Below are 21,020 nucleotides of genomic sequence, written 5' to 3' on the forward strand. Positions count from 1 at the left end.
TAGTTTTTACCTAATTAATAGACAAAGCTTTATAAAGCCCTTTAAATTATATTTTATAAAAGGTTTTTATGTGGTCATTTGTAGGTAATCCTTTATGTTATAATAGGTTATTGTTATGTAAAATCATTGTCTTGTGTTTTTAAATGTCTAAAAGTGGGAAAGTTTTTAAATTTATAATGAATGTTTCTGATAATATAAAGAAAACTGTTTCGTTTTTGCGCAAAAATCTATTGAAGTGTATAGAGTATGGACTTTTAGTGAGTGCGTTATCAGCTTACTCATTTTTTATGTTTATCGATCCACTTATGGATCTAGATTTTCAAGAAGTCTTGGACGTTTGGTATCGTTGGCAGTCGTTAAATGTGGGTGTACTTGCGTTCGTATCGAGTGTCATATTTTACAAATCAACTAAATACGCCACGAATAAACAAACAGAAAGAAACTTTATTGCTGCGAAATCAGTTTTGCCCAATGCCTTGAGTGAACTAACTCAATACAATACAGAAGCTTTCGAGATTTGGGCTCATAAAGAACGGTCTCTAGTCGCTAGTGGACATGGCATAACTAGAGTTGATCCAGAGTCTCTAATAGCGCCCCCTCTGCCCGAAGAAATTCATCTGGTATTCAAGAATTGTATATCACATGCGCCAAAGGCTGTTGGAGCGGAGCTTGCTGTCATTCTACAGCAATTGCAGATCATTAACGCCAGAACAAAATCTCTGATAGATGAATCTGAAAGTAATGCAAGTAGCATTGAGTGGGTGCATAGTAACATTTGGCGGCTGTCTAGGTTGCAAGCAGCTGTTAATCAGCTATTTTCGTTTGCTAGATCCCAATCCGATTTCGATGATTCTCCAATCAACCATCAAGACATCGTTACAGGTCTTATGAATATCTCTAGGAATGGACATCAATTTACTTCTGATAGAGTTATCGAGAGATATAGACCAAATCCAGAATAGAAGTTTAACGAATACCTATAAAGTGTGAATGTTTCGTTCTCTATAGATATCCACGGAATAAATTAAAAAGGACTACGGGTGTACACTAAAAAGGCAAACTACGAGGAGAAGCAGTTAGAGCTGAATGATCTTCGTACTAAGTTTGATTATGAGCTTAAGTACTTAACAGAATACCTTTCGTTTACGAATGATTTAGAGCACAAGAAGAACGAACAATTAACTCAATTGATGTCGGAAGACGCTGCTGAGAACGAAGATGCAGAGGCTATTCTACAAAGCATATTTGAGAAAGAAAAAGATGCTTTATTAAGTTATTACCATCATTCCGCAATTGTTCTAATCTACACGATCTTTGAAAGTATTTTGGCTGATGTATGCTCAGAGGTTCAACGGTTCGCTAGAGCCGGGTTTACTCATAATTGTTTAGTAAGTGGCAGCTTAATTGGGAAGTCAAAAACTTACCTTGAATTAACTACAGACTTGCCATTTGAGCTTATTCAAGGCGAGTGGGCGAAGATTGGACAGTTTCAAAAATTGAGAAACATGATTGTTCATCAGAATTCTTGTTTTTCAGGCTCTGAGGCAAAAGTTAATAACCAGAAAGATCAGATTCGAAATAACTTTAATTCAATCAAAATTTCAGATACTTACAATAGATTCTATATTTTAGATGACAGCTTGGTTTCCGAGTTTATTGAGCTTATCAAGACATTCATTAGTAAAATTATCGAATACCTTGAGTCTGTGGTATTTATGGTTGAAAGACCTAATATCACAATAGATATGGAAGATTTGCCGTTCTAGCTAATTGTTAGCCGATAATGAATTTTAGATTTAATCGATAGGCTCAGCGTTTTTAAAAGTACTTAGGTATCTATTAATCAACTCACTAAAACACGCTGTCTCATCATATTTCCCTCGCTGACAATACCTAGTTGGATCTTCTAGTTCATCAGCTATTTTCCTCAGTTCTCCATGATTGGCATTCTGTCTGATCCAGAGCTTCGCACTCATCAGCCACCCAGCTAATTGATCTCGGTTACCTGAGCTCAAAGCGTAAGGAGCTTGAGCGACAATTTCGTCTCGTTCTTTGTGGGCGGTAGTGTCACCAGTAGTCACAAATACATAAATAGCGATTGCTGCCGCTATGGTACCAATAATTGCTGAAATTGCTTTGAATAAACCTTTTAAAACGCTCATCGCCAGTCCTTAGCATCGACAGAGATTTCTAACGTCTGATTATAGACTCAAAATAAACGAGTATAAATTTTGAAACTTGTTAAGCTATTTAGCATATAGAATTAGACGGAATAAATATGAACATTAACGACATACATCTTATGGATACAACTCAACTATTGGGAGCGTCGCACGGATATGCAGAGTCTTATCGTTACTATCGCTTGAATCACAAGATACACATCATTTTGACTCTGGTGACATTAGGTTCTTACATACCTCTGTACTTGTTTTTTTATTTCCGTGGGATGTACAAATCCAATTTAGAAATGCAAATGTCTCTTATCCTACAGAATGAGATTTTAGTTAGAAATTCCCTCAAAAGCATAGAGCTTCAAAGAGTTTTGAATGAAAATCAGCGACTGCAAAACAATAATGTTATTGATTCGCTTCATGAGATTCTTAAAAAGTAGACAATCAATCAGGTGATCTCTTTTATATAATTATTTCGGAAACTGAAAGGGCTGCGGAGAAACTATATATCTGGCAATAGTTTAGTTAGTTTGATAAAAACGATAATAAGAGCTTTTGCTTAGTTGAATAACGGCTCAATGGCTTTTGGCTGAGTTGTTTTGTATTGGAAAAACATGGAGTAAATTTCAAGTGATTGATGAGTCGAACCCTGCCGGACGGTTATACAAGATATTGTCTAAAGCTAAAGGACAACCAGACAACCGAAGAGTTAAAGATGTTTGGAATAAGGCACTTGGTATTGATGGTGATGATGTTGAAGTTACAAAATCAGTCGTTGAGCTCTATTCACTCTCTCAGGAAATTCAATCTCTGATTAAAATGAAAGAGAATTTGAATCACGATCTTTATTTATCATCTTTTCAAAGCATTGATAGAGCATTCTTTCCATTGCACCTTGCTACAAATTGGCAAAGTGTAAAACAGCACTTAACTGACGAAGCTCTTACTAGGCTTCAATTTTGTTCACAAGAATTATCAGGTTTTTATTCTGAAGAATCACTATCAGAAGAAGATCTCGAAGATATCATAAAGAAAACTGATGAACTTTTTACAGCATTGTATAGCTCTTCATTACCAAGTGCTCTCAGGCTTGCTTTGCTAGAGGAGGTGCAACGTATTAGAAATGCGATTAGCTTGTATCAAATCAAAGGAGCCAAAGGTTTAAAAGAAGCGCTTCAAGGGGCTATTGGTGCACTAGTAGCGAATCAAGAAGAGTTGAAAAACGCTACTGATAGCGATGATGATGATGTTATTAAAAGGTTGGGTAACTTGCTCGATAAAATGGATTCTTTCACTTCAAAGGCATTAAAAATTCATAAAATAATGAAGTCTCCAATGAGTTTTTTGATTGAAAAGTTTACCAGTAAAAATGAAGAGCAAGATTCAGAAGTGGAAACTGCAAACGAAACTTAGCAAAGGGTTTGATAAAGCGCTCAGGAGCTCTTTTTTTTGGGAAAGCTATAAGGGCTTTATAAGTGTCCAAGTTCTCGAAACTCTCCAAATTTCATATTCAATCGTCCTATGTCCTTTTGATAAGTCACTCTATCATATCTTTTGCTGTGCAAGTTTTGATTTTAGAGTGGGATTAAGAATCTCTTTTGAGTAGAAATTTACCATATAAGGTTGTTTTTTCGTTAATCAGAACTGACTTTGTAAGTTATTGATATTCATTTTAATTTTGAATGTGTCCCTTATAGGAGAGAGTACGTCTTGAAATCCTGCTCATGTATTAAATATCGTATTTAATAAATCATTGATTTTAAATTGGTTTTTGAATATGCCGCTATTAGGAGAGAGTACGAGCCAAAACCTAAGCTCAAACTTAGAATAACGTTGTACATAAGTGGTTGATACTCATCAACTATTTGTAAGGACGTCCTATTAGGAGAGAGTACGTGTTTTGAGCTCAAAAATCATAAGCACTAATTCATTGATTTTACTAGCTATTCCTAATACGTCCCTATTAGGAGAGAGTACTTCCCTAAACTCTCGTTTCGGGCTAGCAGAACATACTTTATAAGTGACTGACTTTATTGGTTATTCCTAATACGTCCCTTATAGGAAAGAGTACGTCCCTACAACGTCTTTCTGGGTCAAAATAATCGAACTTATAACTTTCTGTTTTTAATAGAAAATAAACTTTGTGCGCTATTAGGAGAGAGTACGTCCGTAAAACATCTTTCTGGGTCAAAATAATCGAACTTATAACTTTCTGTTTTTAAAGGAAATTTAAAACCCCTCCCTATTAGGAGAGAGTACGTCCCGAAAACCTCTGCTCAACCTCAAATTACCTGATTTTATAAATTACTGATTTTATTGTGTATTCCTAATATGCCGCTTATAGGAAAGAGTACATAACCAAAACGTCTTTCTGGGTCAAAATATCTGGCTTTATAACTAACTGTTTTTGTTTCTTATTTTGAATACCTCCCTTATAGGAGAGAGTACGTCCCTAAACCTCTGCTCAGCCTCAAATTACCTGATTTTATAAGTTGCTGATTTTATTGTGTATTCCTAATGTGTCCCTTATAGGAGAGAGTACGTCCCTAAAAAATACACAATCATCCGAGAAAATTACGTCCAGAAACCCAAAAAACTCAACAAACAAAACACAACCGCCCAAGGAGGCTTTATGACAGAGAAATGCATCAGAACGAGATACAGCGAATGGTTAAAGCGTAATAACCTCGACAAGCACTACGCTGGTGACCGCGTGACTAGCTACGAGATATTCAAAGCAGTTTATACACGCTCACTTGATCTTAAAACGGTCATTTCAATGGTTCCAAAGCAACAGTTACATGATGCTCTTTTCGGTTAACCATCAGAACCCACTGTGGAATTGGTTTCTGTAAACGCTTATTTAATGAGTTTTTACAGAAGCCCGTCTTCACTGAATCAATCGATTCAAATCAGAGTTCAAGTCTGAACTAAAAACTTACACCCGAGAAAACCCTCAAACATCATTCAGACCTGTATTAAAACCCCACTTAAACGCTCTAAAACGCGTTAAAACAAAAAAGTAATGCCCTAGGTAGGGTTAGACCGTTTTTGTAGAAAACTGAACACAAGACGGAATACAAATCTGAACACAAAACCAAACCAACAAACCGGAGGAAATATGAGTAAAACAGAAAAATTCGAGAACATCTTACGTCGATACAATGACAAGTACTTTGTAACCAATACAGACGGTGACGGTATTGCTCGAATTAAAAACCGAAAAAATACAGTCAGTATCGACCCGTACAACTTTGAGACAGGTCGATTGGATATGATCAATCATCAATCATCACGATCGTTTACGTACAAAACAGACAAACTAATCAGAATGGGAGTTCAGTTGCTCGAAGTTGAAAATACTGATGACGGTGGATTTCTGGTATTCAAGCTAGAAGACCTCGACAAGATTGATCAGGTATTTAATTTACGTAAACGCAGACAATTGTCAGCCGAGCAGCGCAAAGTTATGTCAGAACGTGCAAAGCAATACGGATTCAAGCGAGCAGCATAAACAAAGCCTGAAAATACAGACCTGATTCTTAAGAACCACTTTACTGAGTCAATACTGAGTCCTCTGTATTTGCTCATGAATGCCTACCAGACAGATTTAAACATCAGGGTTCAACAAGTAACCATAAAATAATTACGTTTAAACCTCCCTGCTAGCGTCATCCAGAAACCCATCCAAACCCATCCAAAACACCAAGGAACAAAATGATAACCACCAATCAATCAAATGTGCTGAACACAATCAATTTAGATACTGACAGTCAATGTGCACTTGTACATGTCGTAACTGTCAGTAACGCAATCAAATCTGGCTCACGCGAATTCAGTTCAATGTACCTACACGAAGAACTGAAACAACTATTCAAGCGAGCAAAAGCTTATTTGAGAGTTAACCGAGTAAATGAATCAGATTTCAGAAAACAAGTCCTTAGATTAATCGATTACTAGGTGACTAATGAATTCAACTAACAAAGGGGAAATCGTATGCGTACACAATTCACGCCGAAGAAAAAGATTAAGACTGAACGCAAAATTAATCCACATACAGGAAAACCTTACGCAGTTAAGTTCTCAGTAATGGAATCAAATCTGAATCTATTAATGGAAACTAAACCGGAAGACATGAGTGTTTCAGAATGGGCAAACACATTGCTCAGTCAATGTTTTGAAAACTAATAAGACTTAAGAGGTAACGGGAACTTTCTCCCATAAGAACTTAAGAACTTAAGAACCTTAAGACTTATGACGTAAGACATAAGACTTAAGAGGTAACGGGAACCGTTACCAGTAGTGTAAAAATAAACCGCTCACGCTAGCCCACCCGACAGGGGTCGGTCGGGCGCTCGCTGTTATGTATATCCGCTCCTCACTCGCTTCGCTCCCTCCGGTGCGGTTTAAAACCCTGCGGGTGCGCGTAAACCTTTCAGGTAAACAAACACGCTATCGCGTGAGTCACTTCGTGCCTGATTCAAAACCTACGGTGTAATCAATCTGAATACATCAATACATCAATACAACATCAATTAAGTACGTCAGTACGTCAACATAATTCCAAGAGGAAATACTATGAAAATAACACCATCAGAAATGTTTAGTTATATCGATCTAGTGATCAGTGATTACGACATCAAAAGACTAGATTATGAAAACGTCAAAACCAGAATACTATCGGAACCAACATCTACGATTGAAGATATTCCGGTACTGTTAAAACAGTACATCAATGATAACGTAGGTAAGCTAAATTTCTATGCTAACTCTGAACTTATCAAAAATGAGATCTATACAGAGCATCAGAACCGTGTCGAATTATCTGAGAAAAGCTCTGGTGCTAAAAAGCCTGTACTGTTTAAGTCTGCGTTTCCATTAGTAGGGGAAAGAACTTCAATCAAAGGCGAAACAGTATCGACGCAAGTTTATGACTTCGCTAAGTTCAAAAAGGAACAAATCAGGAAGATTAAAATTGTCGTTCTTAAACGTGAATCTAAACGCTCTAACGGTCATAAATACAGTGCAAGAGTTCAGTTCAGCGGAACAGATGAATCAACGAGAGGTTTTGAAAAACACATCTGGTTGAACTTCATTCCTCCAAAGATCAAAGGCGATAACAAGTACCCATGGTTGAGAGCTAATGAACGTACTAAATCAAATCTGAAATCTAGATACGATATTGACGACATTCAGACAGTTCATAAACAGATTAAATCTGACGCAGATGAATACTTCACTGGTCTGTATATGGTCGCACCTTATGCAGAAACAGATAAAGTCGATTTGTACTTACCTAACATCACACTTTGTTTAGGCAAACGAGAGAGTTCTAGCGGTCTATTCTACATGCTGAGAATCAACTCTATTGAATTTCAGGGATACCTCGATGATCCGATTTCTAACATCAAAGCCAGTATCGGCGAAGCTGTAATCGATTTAACTGATGAGGAGGAGGACTATTGCACCGATATCAATTGGTAAAAACATCCTGCCAACCTGAATTTAACCTATTTCCTCTAGTCTCGCCTTAGCTCAGTTCCTCCTCATTTTCGCTGAGCTAAGGTTTGAGGCACCCATATCAACCCATACAACAACACAACCCATAACAACTAGGGAGAACGCATGATTAACACAGAAATAAGAACACCTAGCAACACGATAAAGCGTATAAACAATCTAGCAGAATTCTGTTCAGTAAATGATTTAACGTATCAATACATGCATGAAGTCATTCAACATAAAAGAATTCAATACAAAGGATACAGCTTAGGAAGCACTTCAATCGATCTAGTACAGGCACACAATAAACTCAAACAATCGGTTAAAGAAATAAAAGCTACCCTAGATAAACTGAACTCATTCAATCCAGATATAAGCGGTTTAGATAATCTAATTAAGATCGATACGCTCGAAAGTATTGCAGCAGTCAGAACTCATTTAACAAGTGCTAAAGCAGGTATTGCTCGTTCAGTTAACAAACATGAACTCATAACGCTGTAGTACTAAATACAACCCGATCCCGAATTTAAACCGGAATGATTTTATATTTGTGTACTGTCAAATGACTACATGAATACAAATTGATTCGCTACAGCCGCTTATTAATAAGGCGTTCGGGTGAATGGGTTCAGCGGGGGGATATTGAAAATATTCGAACAATATCACTGCTAACCGCGGCAGTCCTAAAAAACGCAAAAAAATGAACCAATTACTCCGCTTATCAGCGGTACTTAAGCATATCAAACGAATACAACTTGAACTCATTCGAACCCTAATAAATCGAACTGGATAAAAAGCTTATATTTGCCTAGTGAAAAATGTATCGAAGTTCTTGTTTTTATTGGGCTGTAGAAAATTGTTTGTTCTGACGAAAATACACACCCAACAGTGATTACACCAAGTACATACGTGCATATCTGCGTGCATCAATTGAGAACTGTATTTCAGTAATTGTCGAAATAAATGCAGTTACCTCAGAACCCACACAAAACACCAACCATACTAAGGAACCTAATGAAAGAATCAAAACAAACCGACTCCGTTCTTGAACCGAACATGATCGAAAAAGATCTCGGTTATATGAAAATCAAAATCGATTTGAACAAGCTGGATTACGTAGTTTTTAACAACACAATATCAGGTAAAGAACTAAGTGATTACGACTTTTCGTACTTGCCCGAAACATTCCAACTAGTTTTGTGTAATCAGTTCAATCGATTGCCCGAAATACCTTTCAGCTTTCACCCTGATGTAGTTAATTCTTTAATGACAGAGAAACACGATTCTCCGTACTTCAAAAAGAATGTTCAGGAAATAGAACTGCTACACAAGCGAATTACCTCTAATCAAACACAAGCTGACAAAGAGAAACGTCAAATGAAAGCAGAAGTGATCGCAAGTGAACAAGGCGTTCGAAACAAACGATACATGGCTGTAAATAAACTAGTAAGCCTAGGATACGACAGAGCAACCGCAGCAGACGCAGTTCAGCAGTACATTGATAATAACGGCTTAGGCGTATTCAATCTAAAGCCTACACGTATCGCTGAACTCGTAGATCAAAGCGTCCTGAACAGCTAAAGAACCAACACAATAGCTAACCTTTAATTCAACTCATCAGACAAGAATTGATTCTGCCTACGTTCGCTAGCCTCCCTAATTCGCCCTAGGGGATGTTAGGGGGGCACCCCCAATTTTTCCCCAGAAAAAACGCCCATAAAAAATAGGGTGATCATTTCTGGGCTATAGCTCTAAACGTTTTAGAAACAAAGCGAACACACAAACTCCATCGATTTCACTCCTCTGAGTGAAAACAGAGATGTGCGTCAATCGCCGTTTATGGTTCAAAGTCCTAGCCCCTAAAACGTACTCAAATCTGGTTACTCGCTAGTACTCCAAACCCCTCCAATCACAGCGCACGCCTTGTGTGCTCGTCTAGCTGTGCAACGCAGCAAATTTTTAAACATTCATTAATCGATTAATAAGGAAACAGTATGAAATATGAAAACAAGATGATGGATCCAACATCACAACAACAAGAACAAAACGATACGAAAGCGATTTTAAATCAGCTCGGTACGTTAACAGCGCCAAACTTTGAGAAAACGCACGATGTCTCTGAGTTTATGCTTGATGACATCAAAGCAAACGGATTGGCTATCACTAACTCGTCAGGAGCAGACAAAGCGATTGCTACAGTACTACTCGATGCGATTGTTGAAAAGTCAGTTGATGAGTCGGATATTGCGCAAGCTCTTGACGCTTTCAATATGACTGACAAACCAGAGGAACAACAGCTGATCCGCTTGACAGATAAACAAGTTCAGATCGTTGATGAACAAGATTTCAATAACCTTGAAGACTATGTTCACACTGATTCAGCTTCGTTCTATAAAGCGAAGAATTCGTTCTTCACAGTAACGGCTCATGAGGTAGTAACTAACGAGACAATGTTCGATGGGGAGCGTGTTGTTCGTGATCTGCCTAAATCAATTAAACGCCAAGTTCGAGTCCAGACGTTCACACAGGTATTGCATGGTGACAACACCGATCCGCGAACAGGTTTAAACGGCTTAATTACTGGTCGTGTGTCAGATACTGAATCAGTTAAAGACGATGAAACTCGAAACCCTGAATTCATTCAACGTTCAACGTTCGACTTCAATACAGCGGCTGATGATGTAGAGCGAGCAGAAGCATTCAACGATTTTCTGTTGAGCTTACCGACTGAATACATTCGTTCATCAAGCCTGATTATGTCTCGCGAGAGCTTCAAAGTTCTATCTAAGTTGAAAGACCCATCAGGTCAGAAACTCCTTCGTGTAACGCAAGGCGTTAACCCTGCTATCAATGATTTCCCAGTGCTGTTTGATGACTCACTAGAAACTGTCGGTACAGCAGGGAAGTACTCTGTGCTTGTTGGCGATTTAGAACAAGCGGTTGATCTTCGTATGTACAACGTTCGATTCCTAGCGAATCCTTACAAAACAGATGGAGCCGTTGAATTCACATATCGTGCTCGTCAGTACTCAAATATCAAAGACGCTAACGCGGTGCGAGCGTTCTATTGTCCATAAGTTTTTGAGCTTCACGGGCGGGACTCTTCCCGCCTGTATTCAGTATCTAAAAACCACCACATCCAGCAAACCCAAGCAAAACCCAAGGAAAACACAATGATTGTACTTAAACCACGTTACACGCTTACTCAGCGCTTAATGCGCAAGGTTGCGAATGTATTAAACATTCAGCCAATTAACCCAGATGCACATCGTTTTGAACGTCTGTTGAAAGTCGAGACATTTAGACTCGATTCAACTGAGTTCGAGACGGTTAACCCGTTCAGGCTTGATCAGATTCTTGATTCATCGATGCATGTCATAGCGGAGCGCCGAATTCAATCCGGCAAAACATCTTACAAATTCCATTCAGACTACAACCCAGATTAGGAGCATTTATGACTCAAGAAGAACGTTTCGAGCACTTAAAGAATTTACCACGTACACACGTCCAGTCAGACACAGTTCAAGGCAAGAAGATTATTGAGGTTTCGGTTAACGGCTTTGATGCGATAGCACGCAAGACTGTCGAGAACGGTGAAACATCATATTTCTTCGCAGCAGCCGCACGACGAATGTTCTAGGAGGCTGTATGAGGAGAAAGCAACACAACAGAGCCCGTCTGTATTACATGCTTGAGGAAAAGCGAAAACAAGAACAATCCCGTCCAAGCGTAACTGAAAACCCTCGTTCTGGGGCTATACAGACAAAGAACCATTACCACACAGTTTAAAACAGGAAACCTTTTCATGACGATAAAACCAGACTTTTCAAAAACACTTCACATCACAGAATCAGCAAAAGACGAAACGCGAAACCGCGCAATGTACACAACATTGTTCAGTTCAGTTCTACAAGAAACGCTAGGCGTAGCGCTGTATTTCAACTCACGCGATAACGTTCATTTTCTTCATTTGCAATTACTGCAAACAATCATCGAATTAGTTACTACGTTCGAGGCGCACTGTCTAACAGTCGGGAACACTGACCAAGGAATTACGTACAAGCTTTATATCGATGAATCAAACAATATCAAGCGATTCAAAGGCAAACCGTCAGATGACACGCAAATCATAAGCGCCCGCGTTGTTGTTAAGTAATTCGATATGGAACTTACACAAAAGCCGAAACGCGGCAGAACACAATTCAACGATACGATCCTGTACTCACAATCACTAGGTCACCTTATCTCGATTGATGGTGAGTTTACAGATAAAGACTTCGATTCAGCGCCGAACTTTTATCAAGACGATTTCCAACCAGACCCAGCAATTGTCGAGCTAACCAAAGACTTGAACCAAGCACAACTAAACGCGTTAGCGCATGAACTCACTTACGGTGATTTGGAAACATACACAGAGGAACAAGATTCAATGACACAACCAACACAACCAACAGTCAAAACTAACAATGAAGATATTATGACTACAATAAGCACAGAACGAGTTAAACCGAAAGCACTGATTCAATTCAAAGAACTTAATGACGCAGTAGTTTTACGCGTGCATTCAGATGAACTTGATGCAAATCTGCGAATCGGCATTCAAAGCAAAATTCAATTAACACATTCAGAACAACTTTCGATCCTATCCAAGCAGCTTGAATTCATTGAGAGCGTGGGCTCGATAGACGATCAAGAATACAATATTGAACTGGTCAGAACCTTAAACGGTATCAGGCAGGCACCAAGCGGCGCGAGCTTTGTTGGTGGATTTGATGTGACTGTCTTTGTTAACGTGGAGCGTTAAGTATGATCACTCTTACGCATTCACCGAACAAGATCTCACACTACTTTCATGCAAATTCTCGATGGTATCGAGCACACCTTAATTTGAAGAGCTCTGACGGATACGATACGCACGATTTCGCAATGCTGGCGCTTTACGATTCAGTAAAGCGTTTCAAGGAAACAGGTACATTAGTCTTCAAGTACTCATCAGTTAATGAGGAGACAGAAGAAGTTTTCATCTGTGACGAACTACTGCACCAGAAAGACTTGCTCGATCACGTTAAATTGAATGCAACGGCAATGATTCGAGTTAAACATGTAAACTTGAACTGTCGCGAACCGCGACAGGTTTACGAGAAGTACTTAAAGAACATTAACGCTGAGCACAATAACATTGAGGAAATTGTTCAACGTTCACAAAAGGATTCGTCAAAGTCTGATACTAAGGTTAATGCTAAATCAAAGACTAAAGCGAAGCTCGTAAAGGCTACCCAGATTAAACCGAACCGACCAAAGCGGACAACCAAAGCAAAGCTAAAACCAGCATCACAAAGCAGCTTGAGTAAGCTTGCTGATACGTTTAACGCTTATAGTTCTAGTGCAAATTAATCAGGAGGGTGTAAAAACCCTCCCTGAGTTAACCCAGATGCATATCTTCGCTGTGCATCATGACGAAAGCGAAGTACGTTTATATACGGACGTAATGTGAGTTTAGCGATCGCAATATTCCACCTTGTGTACACGGCGCAAGATTGCGATCGCTGACCTTACCTTTGATGTTCATCTGGGTTCACTTAGAACCATTCATACAATTTTATTTTAACAATTTAGATAAAACTGATTGGTAAAATGTCGATTGTGCGATCTGAAAATGTAAATCAAGAGAAAGTCCTAATCATTCTAGGCAAATTGAAGCGGTTAATCGTTTCAGGTAGTCGGTAAAGGATCTCGAAACCAGTTATTTTTAGCTGGGTTTACCGACTATCATACTTTAACAATGGTGTTCTAGTCTTCACCAGAGTTAAAGTAGTTGCACGCAATCAATTTGCGAGTAACTCCGCGAGGGAGAGTGTTTTTACGCTCCCCCTTTTTTTTTATTACGGATGTGAGGAAACAAACATGAACACACTGATGAACTACACTGAAACATCACGGTGTATGAAACCAGATTACACAGGTGAACTAGTCAAAACAAAAGCAGACGTGATAACACCCGATAATGACATTCAGGTTGATTTGATTACAAAGGGGAATGTGTACGAGATAGATTTATACGCGGATACGATCAAGGTTTAAATCACCCGCCCATCATTTCATCTTTAAATGTACCGCCTCTACCAATACGGATAAGGTTACCATTTTCAAAAAGTAGAAAGGTAGTTTCTGCTTGCGTTGTAATACCGTCAGATTTTACGTGTTGTGTGCGATAGAAAGTGACTTGATAGTTTACGCCGTCCACTTTTTTTGCTTCAGTAATATCAGGGCTACCAAGCGATTCTAGCGCTTGATCAAAGGTGAACTCATCAAGCTTAAGTTTAGCAATAAATTGGCGATTAAATGCTTCACGATCTTCCCATTTCATATTGGCAGGGTTGTCATCATAAAAATTGACGACCAACAACACGAAAACACCGTAAGCGGCGAGTGCCATCAAAATACGAAAAACGACTTTTTTGTTCATGGTTTCTTTTAAAAGCTGATATAGCGAATTTAGGTAAGGATAGCGACTTCGCGATGTTTTGAAAATACTTGGTTGTAAAACAATATGAATTTATTGGTAAGCAGCTTGAAATCTTATACCTGCTCAAACGCTTGCGGCGTCAAGCCGAATATCTTTGAGGTTAAAGCCAAGCGGTATGTTTTGTTTTAGCGTTAGCAATTGGTGGCTAAGTTTCAACATCTCTTTACCAGCATCTATTTTCTCTTTTACGGAGGACTTTATTTTTTCAGCAGATAAAATAGCATTCAGTGAACCGTATGTATTGATAAGCTCTGCTGCGGTGATTTGTCCAATACCGGCAACGCCCGGAATTTTATTTGTTGTGTCACCCGTTAATGACCACAAATCGACAAGTTGGCTCGACTTAACACTGAACTTTTCTTGTATGTAGTTGGCATCTAAAAAGCGACGGTTGAAGTAGTCATACACTTGAATATTTTCATTGAGCAGTGACAAGAAGCATTTGTCAGTAGAGATGATCGTAACCCTTTGATTTCTCAGCGCCACCTTGATTGCAAGTGTTGCAATGACATCGTCCGCTTCGTCTTCTTCTGGTTCAATTGAATCCACGCCAAGTTGTAAAAACTGGTCTTGGATTTCAGAGAGTTCTTGCGCCAGATGCTCTGGCATTTTTTTTCGGCCTTTTTTGTAGTCAGGAAACAGGTCATAACGCCAACATGGCGCTTCACTGTCAAAAACAGCAACGCCATGTGTGGGGTTTAACGTAGTGATGATATTTGATAACGCTTGGCCGCAAGCTATACGTGTATTATGAAGCACTTGTCGCTTTGTGTTGTCTGCTAATTCGTTATTCAGTAGAAAAGGCCGTTCTTGAACGGCATAAATTCTGCGAATAAGGTTTAGCGCATCAATTAAGACTACATGTGCTGTCATTTAGTTTATTCCTGAGAAATTCGATAACACGGAATATATTCACTACCCGGTAATTTCATACGTTGCTGTTTCACAAAAGAGTCCAACAGCTTATCCATTAACGCCATGATTTTCCTCTCACCAGATATGACAAAAGGGCCACGCTCGCGAATGGCTTTGATACCGCTAGACTTAACATTACCTGCCACTATACCTGAAAAAAGCCGACGTAAATTTGCAGCAAGTTGTGCTTTGTCCATGTCGCTTGCAACAACCAAGTTTGCCATGTTTTCATGTGTGGGTTCAAACGGTTGTTGGAAATCTTTATCAATTTCTAATGTCCAATTGAAATGAAACGCGTCGCCTGTCTCGCGACGAGCAGCAATTACTTTATCCAGTGACTGTTTCATCGTACGTGCGACCTCTGCAGGGTTATCAATGATGATTTGATACAGTGAACGCACTTGTTCGCCCAACGTAGCGGTTACGAAGGCATCGATTTCGTTAAAGTACTCTTCGCTCTCTTTAGGCCCGGTCAGAATAATCGGCAGTTGTTGGTCCTTGTTTTTTTCATGCAACATAATGCCTAAAATATAAAGGAATTCTTCGGCTGTTCCTGCGCCACCAGCGAAAATAATGATACCGTGTGACAAGCGAACAAAGCCTTCAAGACGTTTTTCAATGTCTGGCATAATAATCAGTTCGTTGACTATTGGGTTTGGCGGTTCGGCGGCAATGATACTGGGTTCGGTTAGGCCAATGTATCGACCACCAGGTGAGCGCTGTTTTGCATGCCCTATGGTGGCACCTTTCATAGGCCCTTTCATAGCGCCTGGTCCACAACCCGTACAAATGTTGAAACCACGCAAACCTAGTTGATAGCCAACTTCTTTGGTGTAGTCGTATTCGATAGGGTTAATTGAATGACCACCCCAGCACGTGATTAAATTCGCCATAGTTTCAGGCTGAATCGCGTTTGCGTTGCGCAGTATGTCAAAAACGATATGCGTGATGGTGTCAGTATCACATTCGCTTGAATCACATAGTTCGTCATAACGCTTGTTGGTGAACAAAATATCACGCAGAACAGCGGATAAATGTTCGCGAATACCTAATATGATTTTATCGTCAACAAAGGCGTCTTGCGGCGGATTGACGAGTTCTAACTTTACACCACGTTCACGGCGAAGTACGTGGATTTCAAAATCTTTAAATTGTTGATAAATTGCCTCAGCATCATCGGTATGGCTGCCTGCGTTTAATACGGCGAGCGAACAGTTTCGATAAAGATTATAAAGCTTGCTGTCAGCAGAGGCATGCAGTTGATCGACTTCAATTGGTGACAACAAGTTCATGTTGCCTACTGGGTTGACTTGGATACGCATAATGCTGTCCCCCTAGGTCACAGTTAAAAATACAATTGATTATTGGTAGATGACTTGGTTTTTACCTTGTCGTTTTGCGTCGTAAAGTGCGCTATCTGCGCGTTCAAATGCAGTGTGGATATTGTCGTCATCACGAATATTGGTTACACCAATAGAGGTGGTGATGTTGACCTTATTATTTTTAAATTTAAACGGTAGTTTTGAAATGTAAGTACGCGCAGAGTTGAGTAGTTCCATTACTTTATCTTTGCTTAAGTGGTTAAAAACAATGACAAACTCTTCACCGCCATAACGAGCAATAAAAGTGTCGCCGCCGATTTTTTTACTGAGCATTGACGCAATTACTTGCAAGGTTTTGTCACCAGCGGTGTGTCCATAGGTGTCATTAATCTGTTTAAAGTCATCAACATCGATGACCGCAATGGCTAATTCGAAAGCTTTGTGGTGATAACGTACCATTTGCTTTGCAAAATATTCATCAAATGCTGCACGGTTGTTGAGTTTGGTTAAGCCGTCCGTCAACGACTTCTTTTGTTGCTCTTCAATGCGTTTTTCAAACTGCTGACACTGATTCTCTAGTGTCGCTACACGCTCTTGCATCGCTTGTAGTTGCGCTCTTAGTTCAATGAAATATTTTTCTTCTGTCGCGTTTTTTTCTTCGATTTTATCGGCAATTTGTTCAAACTTTTCGCCCAGCAAGTCTGTGCTGCCACTCAGTGTTTCTGAAGTTTCCACCATATGGGCAACGTCAGATAGCTTCGCGCTGAGTTCCTGATTAATTTTGTTGGTTTTTGTTCTATGCGCATCTGTTTCTGAAATCGTATTTTTTACAGAAAACTGAACTTTTGCGAGAGCTTCTGACAGTGATGTTAAAAAGTGTTTTGCACTTTTACGCTCATATTCCATATCAACCATGACTATCTGGAATACTTCGAGAATTACCTCGAGTAAAGCGTTGGTTTCACTGGTTTCTGTACCAATTTTCAGTTTTACGCGGTCTAGCTTAGCCTGCTGTTTTTCAGATAACTTGAGTGAGCTTAAGATCACCGTAATTTTTTTGATATAAGGCGTAATATCAGCGCCAGTATCTGCCGAACCAGACTTCTTATCTGCACTACGTGTTTGAACGTTAATATCGTCTTTCGCTGCGATAACTTCCGCGTAAATCGACAATAGTTCACTCAACTTAGGTAAGTATTGTACAAGTGCGTCTTTACTTTCAGTGTTGTTAGTTAGCAGTTCTCGCAGAGTGCGTCTGGCTTGTGCGGGTATACCTTTTGCTTTTTGTAACAAGGTGCCTGCATCGTGAAACTCTTTATGCAAGTCGCGAATGTTACGCTCGTTCTTTGTGGTTTGCTGTTGAAGGAGTTTGGAAATTCGCTCAAGTTCATCTTCAATGTCTGACATTGGCGCTGACTTCTTCAGCAAAGCGCGCAAGTTAGCAAGACGATTATCCAGCTCTAAGTCCAAACCTTTGCAAAGTTGAGAAAGCTTGGTAATAAAGTCGATTAAAAGGTGAGAACGTTTAGAAAAATCTTCTTCAAGTTCGGCACGCGCACTAATTGCAGCAGTTAACTTCTTTTTTAGTGCTTCTAGTTGTTGTTGCGGCGTGACTAATTCACTCATACAGCTGAAAATCCCTATTTGACTCACATAGTTACAGACAAAGTTATAAGTAAAGAAAGAAAAATCTCCTGATTACTTTCACTGTATAACAGAAATGTAAATAACACTAATGCTATCGGCAGAAAAATGTAAGCAGTTGCTCAGCTGTTGATTTTTTCAGATGTGTTGCATGGTAATTGTGTTTGTAATCAGTAAACTGTTGGTATTGTTGAATAATACATTAGGTGCTGATGCGGGCCATGACCTCTCATTTGACCAAACTTTCTTTATCATTTTTTGCCGCTTTCAATTTTTCAGCGATTGCTGATGTTAAAGTTCATATCGACTTGATGGAAGCTGAGCACCACTATGCTCATGTCAAACTGGATTTACCTGATACGGACCAAGAGTTTATCGATTTAAAATTACCTACTTGGCGCACTGGTCGTTACGAAATATTAAATTTAGCAAATGGCATTCGAGAGTTCTCAGTAAATGACGACGATTTGCATTGGCAAAAAATAGATAAAGACACGTGGCGAATTTCAGGGGATTTATCTGATGGCTTAGAGGTTGCCTATCAAGTGTATGCGAACCAGTTGGCTTATCGCTCAAGACATGTAGATGATAGTCACGCCTTCATCGACGCTTCGAGTGTTGTAATGTATACGGATGAAACTCGGGATGATAAGCATATTATTCAACTGAAAGTACCAAAAAAGTGGCGCAGTGTTTCAGGGTTAAAAAGTGGTCGTAAAAAACATCAATTTATTGCATCTGATTATGATGTGTTAGTCGACTCTCCCATCGAAACCGGTGTTAACAGCTTTCATGAGTTTCGAGTTGATGGACGCGATTATGAATTGGTTATTTGGGGGAAGGGCAATTACAACGAAGCGCAAATGGTGAAGGATCTGAAAGCCTTGGTTGCGCAGGGCGACACGATTTGGTCAGATTATCCATTCTCTCGATATGTGTTTATGGTGCACGCAACCACAGGTGTCCGAGGTGCAACAGAGCATTTGAATTCGACAATTATTCAACGAGATCGCTATACTTTTAACACTCGCAAAGACTATCTTAGCTTTCTTGCCACGGCAGCGCATGAATTTGTGCATACCTGGAATGTAAAGCAATATCGACCACAAGGGCTGGTGCCATACAATTACCAGTCTGAAAACTATTCTAATCTCTTGTGGCTTGCAGAGGGATCCACAAGCTATCTTCAGTATCAACTACTGATGCGTGGAGAAATCATGACCGCGAAAGAATGGATGGAGCACCTAAGCGGTAGAGTCAATAGCTATATGCGTAAGCCGGGTCGTGATAGCCAGTCGATTGCAGAGGCAAGCTTTGATAAATGGATCAGTGAATCAGGTGATTACAGCACCAACCATAGCGTTAGCATTTATTCAGAGGGATTCTTGGTGTCTTGGATGTTGGATATTGATATTCTCGACACTACAGGAATGGAAAAGAGCTATAGAGACGTGCATCAAGCGCTATATGAAAAACATAGCATTCCAAAAACGTTTGACGACAAAGATGTCCGCACTATTCTTCGTGGCATTACAGGTAAAGACTACCAAGCGTTTTGGCAGAAAAATATTGATGGACATGCCAAGCCTGATTTTGATGAATTGCTGGCCAAAGTTGGTTTAAAAATCTCGTACGGTAAAAGTGATAAAACAAAATCTTGGACAGGGATAAAAACCAAACCTCATGATAATGGTTTAATTATATCGGCAGTTGAAAAAAACAGCCCAGGATGGAAGGCAGGCTTAACAACAGATGACATTATTATTGCTGTTGACGGCCTGCGAATGAAAGACAAAGATCTTACAAAACGGTTAGCGAATTTCTCACCTGAAGATAACGTTGAGTTTACCGTGTTTCGTAGAGATGTTTTAACGAAGAAAAAGGTGACATTGGGCGCATTACCTGCGGGTAAATTGAAAATTGTGCCGATCAAGGAAGCAAGCGATCAGCAAAAATCCATGTTCAAATCATGGACAGGGTTGTCACTACCAGAAGCATAGCCATTGCATATTTTACCTTTCGTTAGCTAAAAAAGCGGCTTTATGCCGCTTTTTTAGTGGTAGTGTACTTTAACGAACTTATTTATTGCCTTAATGTTCTTGATGCTGGCGCTTTTTGTTGATGAGAGCTTCTAAACGGATTGATATCTAAACCACCGCGGCGTGTGTAACGGGCATATACCGACAGGTTTTCAGGTTTACAGTGTGTTTGAATATCGCAGTAGAGACGCTCAACACATTGTTCATGGAATTCATTGTGCTCTCTAAAAGAGACAATATATTGAAGTAGCTTTTCCTGATTAATCGGCTTTCCCGTATACGAAATATAGACGCTTGCCCAATCTGGTTGGTTGGTGATCAAACAGTTAGATTTTAGCAAATGACTCACTAAAGTTTGTGAGACATTTTTATCATCGTCATTTATCGCATTAATTAGCAATGCTGGTTGATAATCATAGGTGGTAATGTCCACATCAAGATCATCAATGCAATGAGCATCAGGGTGATTGATTTCAAGGCTTGGGCAATCATCAACTGCAAATAAGTTTACCTCTGCTGCTGCGCCACTCACCGCCGATAAATCATTTGCCAATGCTGCTTGAACATGAGAAATGTCTTCAAATTTGGTTTGGTTATAGCTGTTTAGATAAAGCTTGAAAGATTTAGACTCTATTAAGTTGTCGCTTGTGCACGGAAATTTAAATTCGGCTACGGCTACTTGTGGCTTACCTTTGGGGTTAAGCCAAGACAACTCGTAACCATACCAAACGTCTTCACCTGTAAATGGCAGGTTCGCCTGGTCAATAGTAAGGTCATCTCGGTTTAGCTTTCTTGGAACACCTTGCAATAAACTTGGATCGTATTTATTGCTGTACTCAGTTGCTTTTCCAAGCGTTAAGCCGTGTAATAGATCACTGTCTTGATATTTCGCCATATT

Annotated in this window: 23 protein-coding genes; 17 read left to right on the forward strand and 6 right to left on the reverse strand. The window is 39.5% G+C overall.

Features of this window, described 5'->3' with window-relative positions; genetic code table 11:
• Nucleotides 1-143 precede the first annotated feature (143 nt).
• Both ACFSJY_RS19185 and ACFSJY_RS19190 read left to right on the forward strand, forming a co-directional pair.
• Nucleotides 144-962: a hypothetical protein gene (locus tag ACFSJY_RS19185; protein WP_386038309.1), complete on the forward strand. Its 819-nt coding sequence runs from the start codon at nucleotides 144-146 to the stop codon at nucleotides 960-962.
• A gap of 78 nt (nucleotides 963-1,040) precedes the next feature.
• Complete coding sequence (locus ACFSJY_RS19190) at nucleotides 1,041-1,766, forward strand: hypothetical protein (RefSeq protein ID WP_386038312.1); 726 nt, start codon at nucleotides 1,041-1,043, stop codon at nucleotides 1,764-1,766.
• 30 nt (nucleotides 1,767-1,796) lie between these two features.
• Here ACFSJY_RS19190 and ACFSJY_RS19195 read toward each other — a convergent pair whose 3' ends face one another.
• Nucleotides 1,797-2,162, reverse strand: a complete 366-nt coding sequence (locus tag ACFSJY_RS19195) for a hypothetical protein (RefSeq protein ID WP_386038315.1) — start codon at nucleotides 2,160-2,162, stop codon at nucleotides 1,797-1,799.
• 642 nt (nucleotides 2,163-2,804) lie between these two features.
• Here ACFSJY_RS19195 and ACFSJY_RS19200 point away from each other — a divergent pair.
• From ACFSJY_RS19200 to ACFSJY_RS19265, 14 genes are all read left to right on the forward strand, one after another.
• Nucleotides 2,805-3,587, forward strand: coding sequence for a hypothetical protein (locus tag ACFSJY_RS19200; RefSeq protein WP_386038318.1), 783 nt, complete (start codon nucleotides 2,805-2,807; stop codon nucleotides 3,585-3,587).
• Nucleotides 3,588-4,806: 1,219 nt separating this feature from the next.
• On the forward strand, nucleotides 4,807-4,995 hold the full coding sequence (locus ACFSJY_RS19205) for a hypothetical protein (RefSeq protein WP_386038321.1): 189 nt from the start codon (nucleotides 4,807-4,809) through the stop codon (nucleotides 4,993-4,995).
• Between the two features lie 300 nt (nucleotides 4,996-5,295).
• Nucleotides 5,296-5,688: a hypothetical protein gene (locus tag ACFSJY_RS19210; RefSeq protein ID WP_386038324.1), complete on the forward strand. Its 393-nt coding sequence runs from the start codon at nucleotides 5,296-5,298 to the stop codon at nucleotides 5,686-5,688.
• Nucleotides 5,689-6,170: 482 nt separating this feature from the next.
• Complete coding sequence (locus tag ACFSJY_RS19215) at nucleotides 6,171-6,362, forward strand: hypothetical protein (protein ID WP_386038327.1); 192 nt, start codon at nucleotides 6,171-6,173, stop codon at nucleotides 6,360-6,362.
• 390 nt (nucleotides 6,363-6,752) lie between these two features.
• Nucleotides 6,753-7,658 carry a hypothetical protein gene (locus tag ACFSJY_RS19220; RefSeq protein ID WP_386038330.1) on the forward strand — a complete coding sequence of 302 codons (906 nt, stop codon included), beginning with the start codon at nucleotides 6,753-6,755 and terminating at the stop codon, nucleotides 7,656-7,658.
• A gap of 141 nt (nucleotides 7,659-7,799) precedes the next feature.
• Complete coding sequence (locus ACFSJY_RS19225) at nucleotides 7,800-8,177, forward strand: hypothetical protein (protein ID WP_386038333.1); 378 nt, start codon at nucleotides 7,800-7,802, stop codon at nucleotides 8,175-8,177.
• A gap of 513 nt (nucleotides 8,178-8,690) precedes the next feature.
• Entirely contained in the window at nucleotides 8,691-9,257 is a 567-nt protein-coding gene (locus tag ACFSJY_RS19230; RefSeq protein ID WP_386038336.1) for a hypothetical protein, read from the forward strand.
• A 413-nt stretch (nucleotides 9,258-9,670) separates the two neighbouring features.
• Entirely contained in the window at nucleotides 9,671-10,753 is a 1,083-nt protein-coding gene (locus ACFSJY_RS19235; RefSeq protein WP_386038339.1) for a phage major capsid protein, read from the forward strand.
• 96 nt (nucleotides 10,754-10,849) lie between these two features.
• Entirely contained in the window at nucleotides 10,850-11,122 is a 273-nt protein-coding gene (locus ACFSJY_RS19240; protein WP_386038342.1) for a hypothetical protein, read from the forward strand.
• An 8-nt stretch (nucleotides 11,123-11,130) separates the two neighbouring features.
• Entirely contained in the window at nucleotides 11,131-11,316 is a 186-nt protein-coding gene (locus tag ACFSJY_RS19245; protein WP_386038345.1) for a hypothetical protein, read from the forward strand.
• Nucleotides 11,317-11,481: 165 nt separating this feature from the next.
• On the forward strand, nucleotides 11,482-11,832 hold the full coding sequence (locus ACFSJY_RS19250) for a hypothetical protein (RefSeq protein WP_386038348.1): 351 nt from the start codon (nucleotides 11,482-11,484) through the stop codon (nucleotides 11,830-11,832).
• Nucleotides 11,833-11,838: 6 nt separating this feature from the next.
• The gene (locus tag ACFSJY_RS19255; RefSeq protein WP_386038351.1) at nucleotides 11,839-12,480 is read left to right on the forward strand and encodes a hypothetical protein; all 642 of its coding nucleotides are present in this window, start codon (nucleotides 11,839-11,841) and stop codon (nucleotides 12,478-12,480) included.
• A gap of 2 nt (nucleotides 12,481-12,482) precedes the next feature.
• The gene (locus ACFSJY_RS19260; RefSeq protein WP_386038353.1) at nucleotides 12,483-13,070 is read left to right on the forward strand and encodes a hypothetical protein; all 588 of its coding nucleotides are present in this window, start codon (nucleotides 12,483-12,485) and stop codon (nucleotides 13,068-13,070) included.
• A gap of 510 nt (nucleotides 13,071-13,580) precedes the next feature.
• Nucleotides 13,581-13,757 (forward strand): hypothetical protein, encoded by a 177-nt coding sequence (locus ACFSJY_RS19265; protein WP_386038356.1) that lies wholly within the window; start codon nucleotides 13,581-13,583, stop codon nucleotides 13,755-13,757.
• 1 nt (nucleotide 13,758) lies between these two features.
• Here ACFSJY_RS19265 and ACFSJY_RS19270 read toward each other — a convergent pair whose 3' ends face one another.
• The 4 genes from ACFSJY_RS19270 to ACFSJY_RS19285 all read right to left on the reverse strand — a co-directional run bounded on the left by ACFSJY_RS19270 (nucleotide 13,759) and on the right by ACFSJY_RS19285 (nucleotide 18,065).
• Nucleotides 13,759-14,142, reverse strand: a complete 384-nt coding sequence (locus ACFSJY_RS19270) for a DUF3192 domain-containing protein (RefSeq protein ID WP_386038359.1) — start codon at nucleotides 14,140-14,142, stop codon at nucleotides 13,759-13,761.
• 123 nt (nucleotides 14,143-14,265) lie between these two features.
• Nucleotides 14,266-15,075: a flap endonuclease Xni gene (gene xni / locus ACFSJY_RS19275; RefSeq protein WP_386038362.1), complete on the reverse strand. Its 810-nt coding sequence runs from the start codon at nucleotides 15,073-15,075 to the stop codon at nucleotides 14,266-14,268.
• Between the two features lie 5 nt (nucleotides 15,076-15,080).
• Complete coding sequence (ppnN, locus tag ACFSJY_RS19280) at nucleotides 15,081-16,439, reverse strand: nucleotide 5'-monophosphate nucleosidase PpnN (protein WP_386038365.1); 1,359 nt, start codon at nucleotides 16,437-16,439, stop codon at nucleotides 15,081-15,083.
• A 39-nt stretch (nucleotides 16,440-16,478) separates the two neighbouring features.
• Nucleotides 16,479-18,065, reverse strand: coding sequence for a diguanylate cyclase (locus ACFSJY_RS19285; RefSeq protein WP_386038368.1), 1,587 nt, complete (start codon nucleotides 18,063-18,065; stop codon nucleotides 16,479-16,481).
• Between the two features lie 239 nt (nucleotides 18,066-18,304).
• On the opposite strand from ACFSJY_RS19285, the gene ACFSJY_RS19290 reads away from it, so the two are divergent.
• The gene (locus ACFSJY_RS19290; protein ID WP_386038371.1) at nucleotides 18,305-20,083 is read left to right on the forward strand and encodes a M61 family metallopeptidase; all 1,779 of its coding nucleotides are present in this window, start codon (nucleotides 18,305-18,307) and stop codon (nucleotides 20,081-20,083) included.
• An 82-nt stretch (nucleotides 20,084-20,165) separates the two neighbouring features.
• Here ACFSJY_RS19290 and queF read toward each other — a convergent pair whose 3' ends face one another.
• Nucleotides 20,166-21,017, reverse strand: a complete 852-nt coding sequence (queF, locus tag ACFSJY_RS19295; protein WP_386038374.1) for an NADPH-dependent 7-cyano-7-deazaguanine reductase QueF — start codon at nucleotides 21,015-21,017, stop codon at nucleotides 20,166-20,168.
• Nucleotides 21,018-21,020: the final 3 nt, after the last annotated feature.

Source organism: Thalassotalea euphylliae (assembly GCF_042682785.1).
Classification (GTDB): domain Bacteria; phylum Pseudomonadota; class Gammaproteobacteria; order Enterobacterales; family Alteromonadaceae; genus Thalassotalea_F; species Thalassotalea_F euphylliae.

Bases quoted from the DNA above. Each gene is read 5' to 3' on its own strand.
- ACFSJY_RS19185 (WP_386038309.1), top strand. From the start codon at position 144: ATGTCTAAAAGTGGGAAAGTTTTTAAATTTATAATGAATGTTTCTGAT.
- ACFSJY_RS19195 (WP_386038315.1), bottom strand. From the start codon at position 2,162: ATGAGCGTTTTAAAAGGTTTATTCAAAGCAATTTCAGCAATTATTGGT.
- ACFSJY_RS19205 (WP_386038321.1), top strand. From the start codon at position 4,807: ATGACAGAGAAATGCATCAGAACGAGATACAGCGAATGGTTAAAGCGT.
- ACFSJY_RS19210 (WP_386038324.1), top strand. From the start codon at position 5,296: ATGAGTAAAACAGAAAAATTCGAGAACATCTTACGTCGATACAATGAC.
- ACFSJY_RS19215 (WP_386038327.1), top strand. From the start codon at position 6,171: ATGCGTACACAATTCACGCCGAAGAAAAAGATTAAGACTGAACGCAAA.
- ACFSJY_RS19220 (WP_386038330.1), top strand. From the start codon at position 6,753: ATGAAAATAACACCATCAGAAATGTTTAGTTATATCGATCTAGTGATC.
- ACFSJY_RS19225 (WP_386038333.1), top strand. From the start codon at position 7,800: ATGATTAACACAGAAATAAGAACACCTAGCAACACGATAAAGCGTATA.
- ACFSJY_RS19230 (WP_386038336.1), top strand. From the start codon at position 8,691: ATGAAAGAATCAAAACAAACCGACTCCGTTCTTGAACCGAACATGATC.
- ACFSJY_RS19235 (WP_386038339.1), top strand. From the start codon at position 9,671: ATGAAATATGAAAACAAGATGATGGATCCAACATCACAACAACAAGAA.
- ACFSJY_RS19240 (WP_386038342.1), top strand. From the start codon at position 10,850: ATGATTGTACTTAAACCACGTTACACGCTTACTCAGCGCTTAATGCGC.
- ACFSJY_RS19245 (WP_386038345.1), top strand. From the start codon at position 11,131: ATGACTCAAGAAGAACGTTTCGAGCACTTAAAGAATTTACCACGTACA.
- ACFSJY_RS19250 (WP_386038348.1), top strand. From the start codon at position 11,482: ATGACGATAAAACCAGACTTTTCAAAAACACTTCACATCACAGAATCA.
- ACFSJY_RS19255 (WP_386038351.1), top strand. From the start codon at position 11,839: ATGGAACTTACACAAAAGCCGAAACGCGGCAGAACACAATTCAACGAT.
- ACFSJY_RS19260 (WP_386038353.1), top strand. From the start codon at position 12,483: ATGATCACTCTTACGCATTCACCGAACAAGATCTCACACTACTTTCAT.
- ACFSJY_RS19265 (WP_386038356.1), top strand. From the start codon at position 13,581: ATGAACACACTGATGAACTACACTGAAACATCACGGTGTATGAAACCA.
- ACFSJY_RS19270 (WP_386038359.1), bottom strand. From the start codon at position 14,142: ATGAACAAAAAAGTCGTTTTTCGTATTTTGATGGCACTCGCCGCTTAC.
- xni (WP_386038362.1), bottom strand. From the start codon at position 15,075: ATGACAGCACATGTAGTCTTAATTGATGCGCTAAACCTTATTCGCAGA.
- ppnN (WP_386038365.1), bottom strand. From the start codon at position 16,439: ATGCGTATCCAAGTCAACCCAGTAGGCAACATGAACTTGTTGTCACCA.
- ACFSJY_RS19285 (WP_386038368.1), bottom strand. From the start codon at position 18,065: ATGAGTGAATTAGTCACGCCGCAACAACAACTAGAAGCACTAAAAAAG.
- ACFSJY_RS19290 (WP_386038371.1), top strand. From the start codon at position 18,305: ATGACCTCTCATTTGACCAAACTTTCTTTATCATTTTTTGCCGCTTTC.
- queF (WP_386038374.1), bottom strand. From the start codon at position 21,017: ATGGCGAAATATCAAGACAGTGATCTATTACACGGCTTAACGCTTGGA.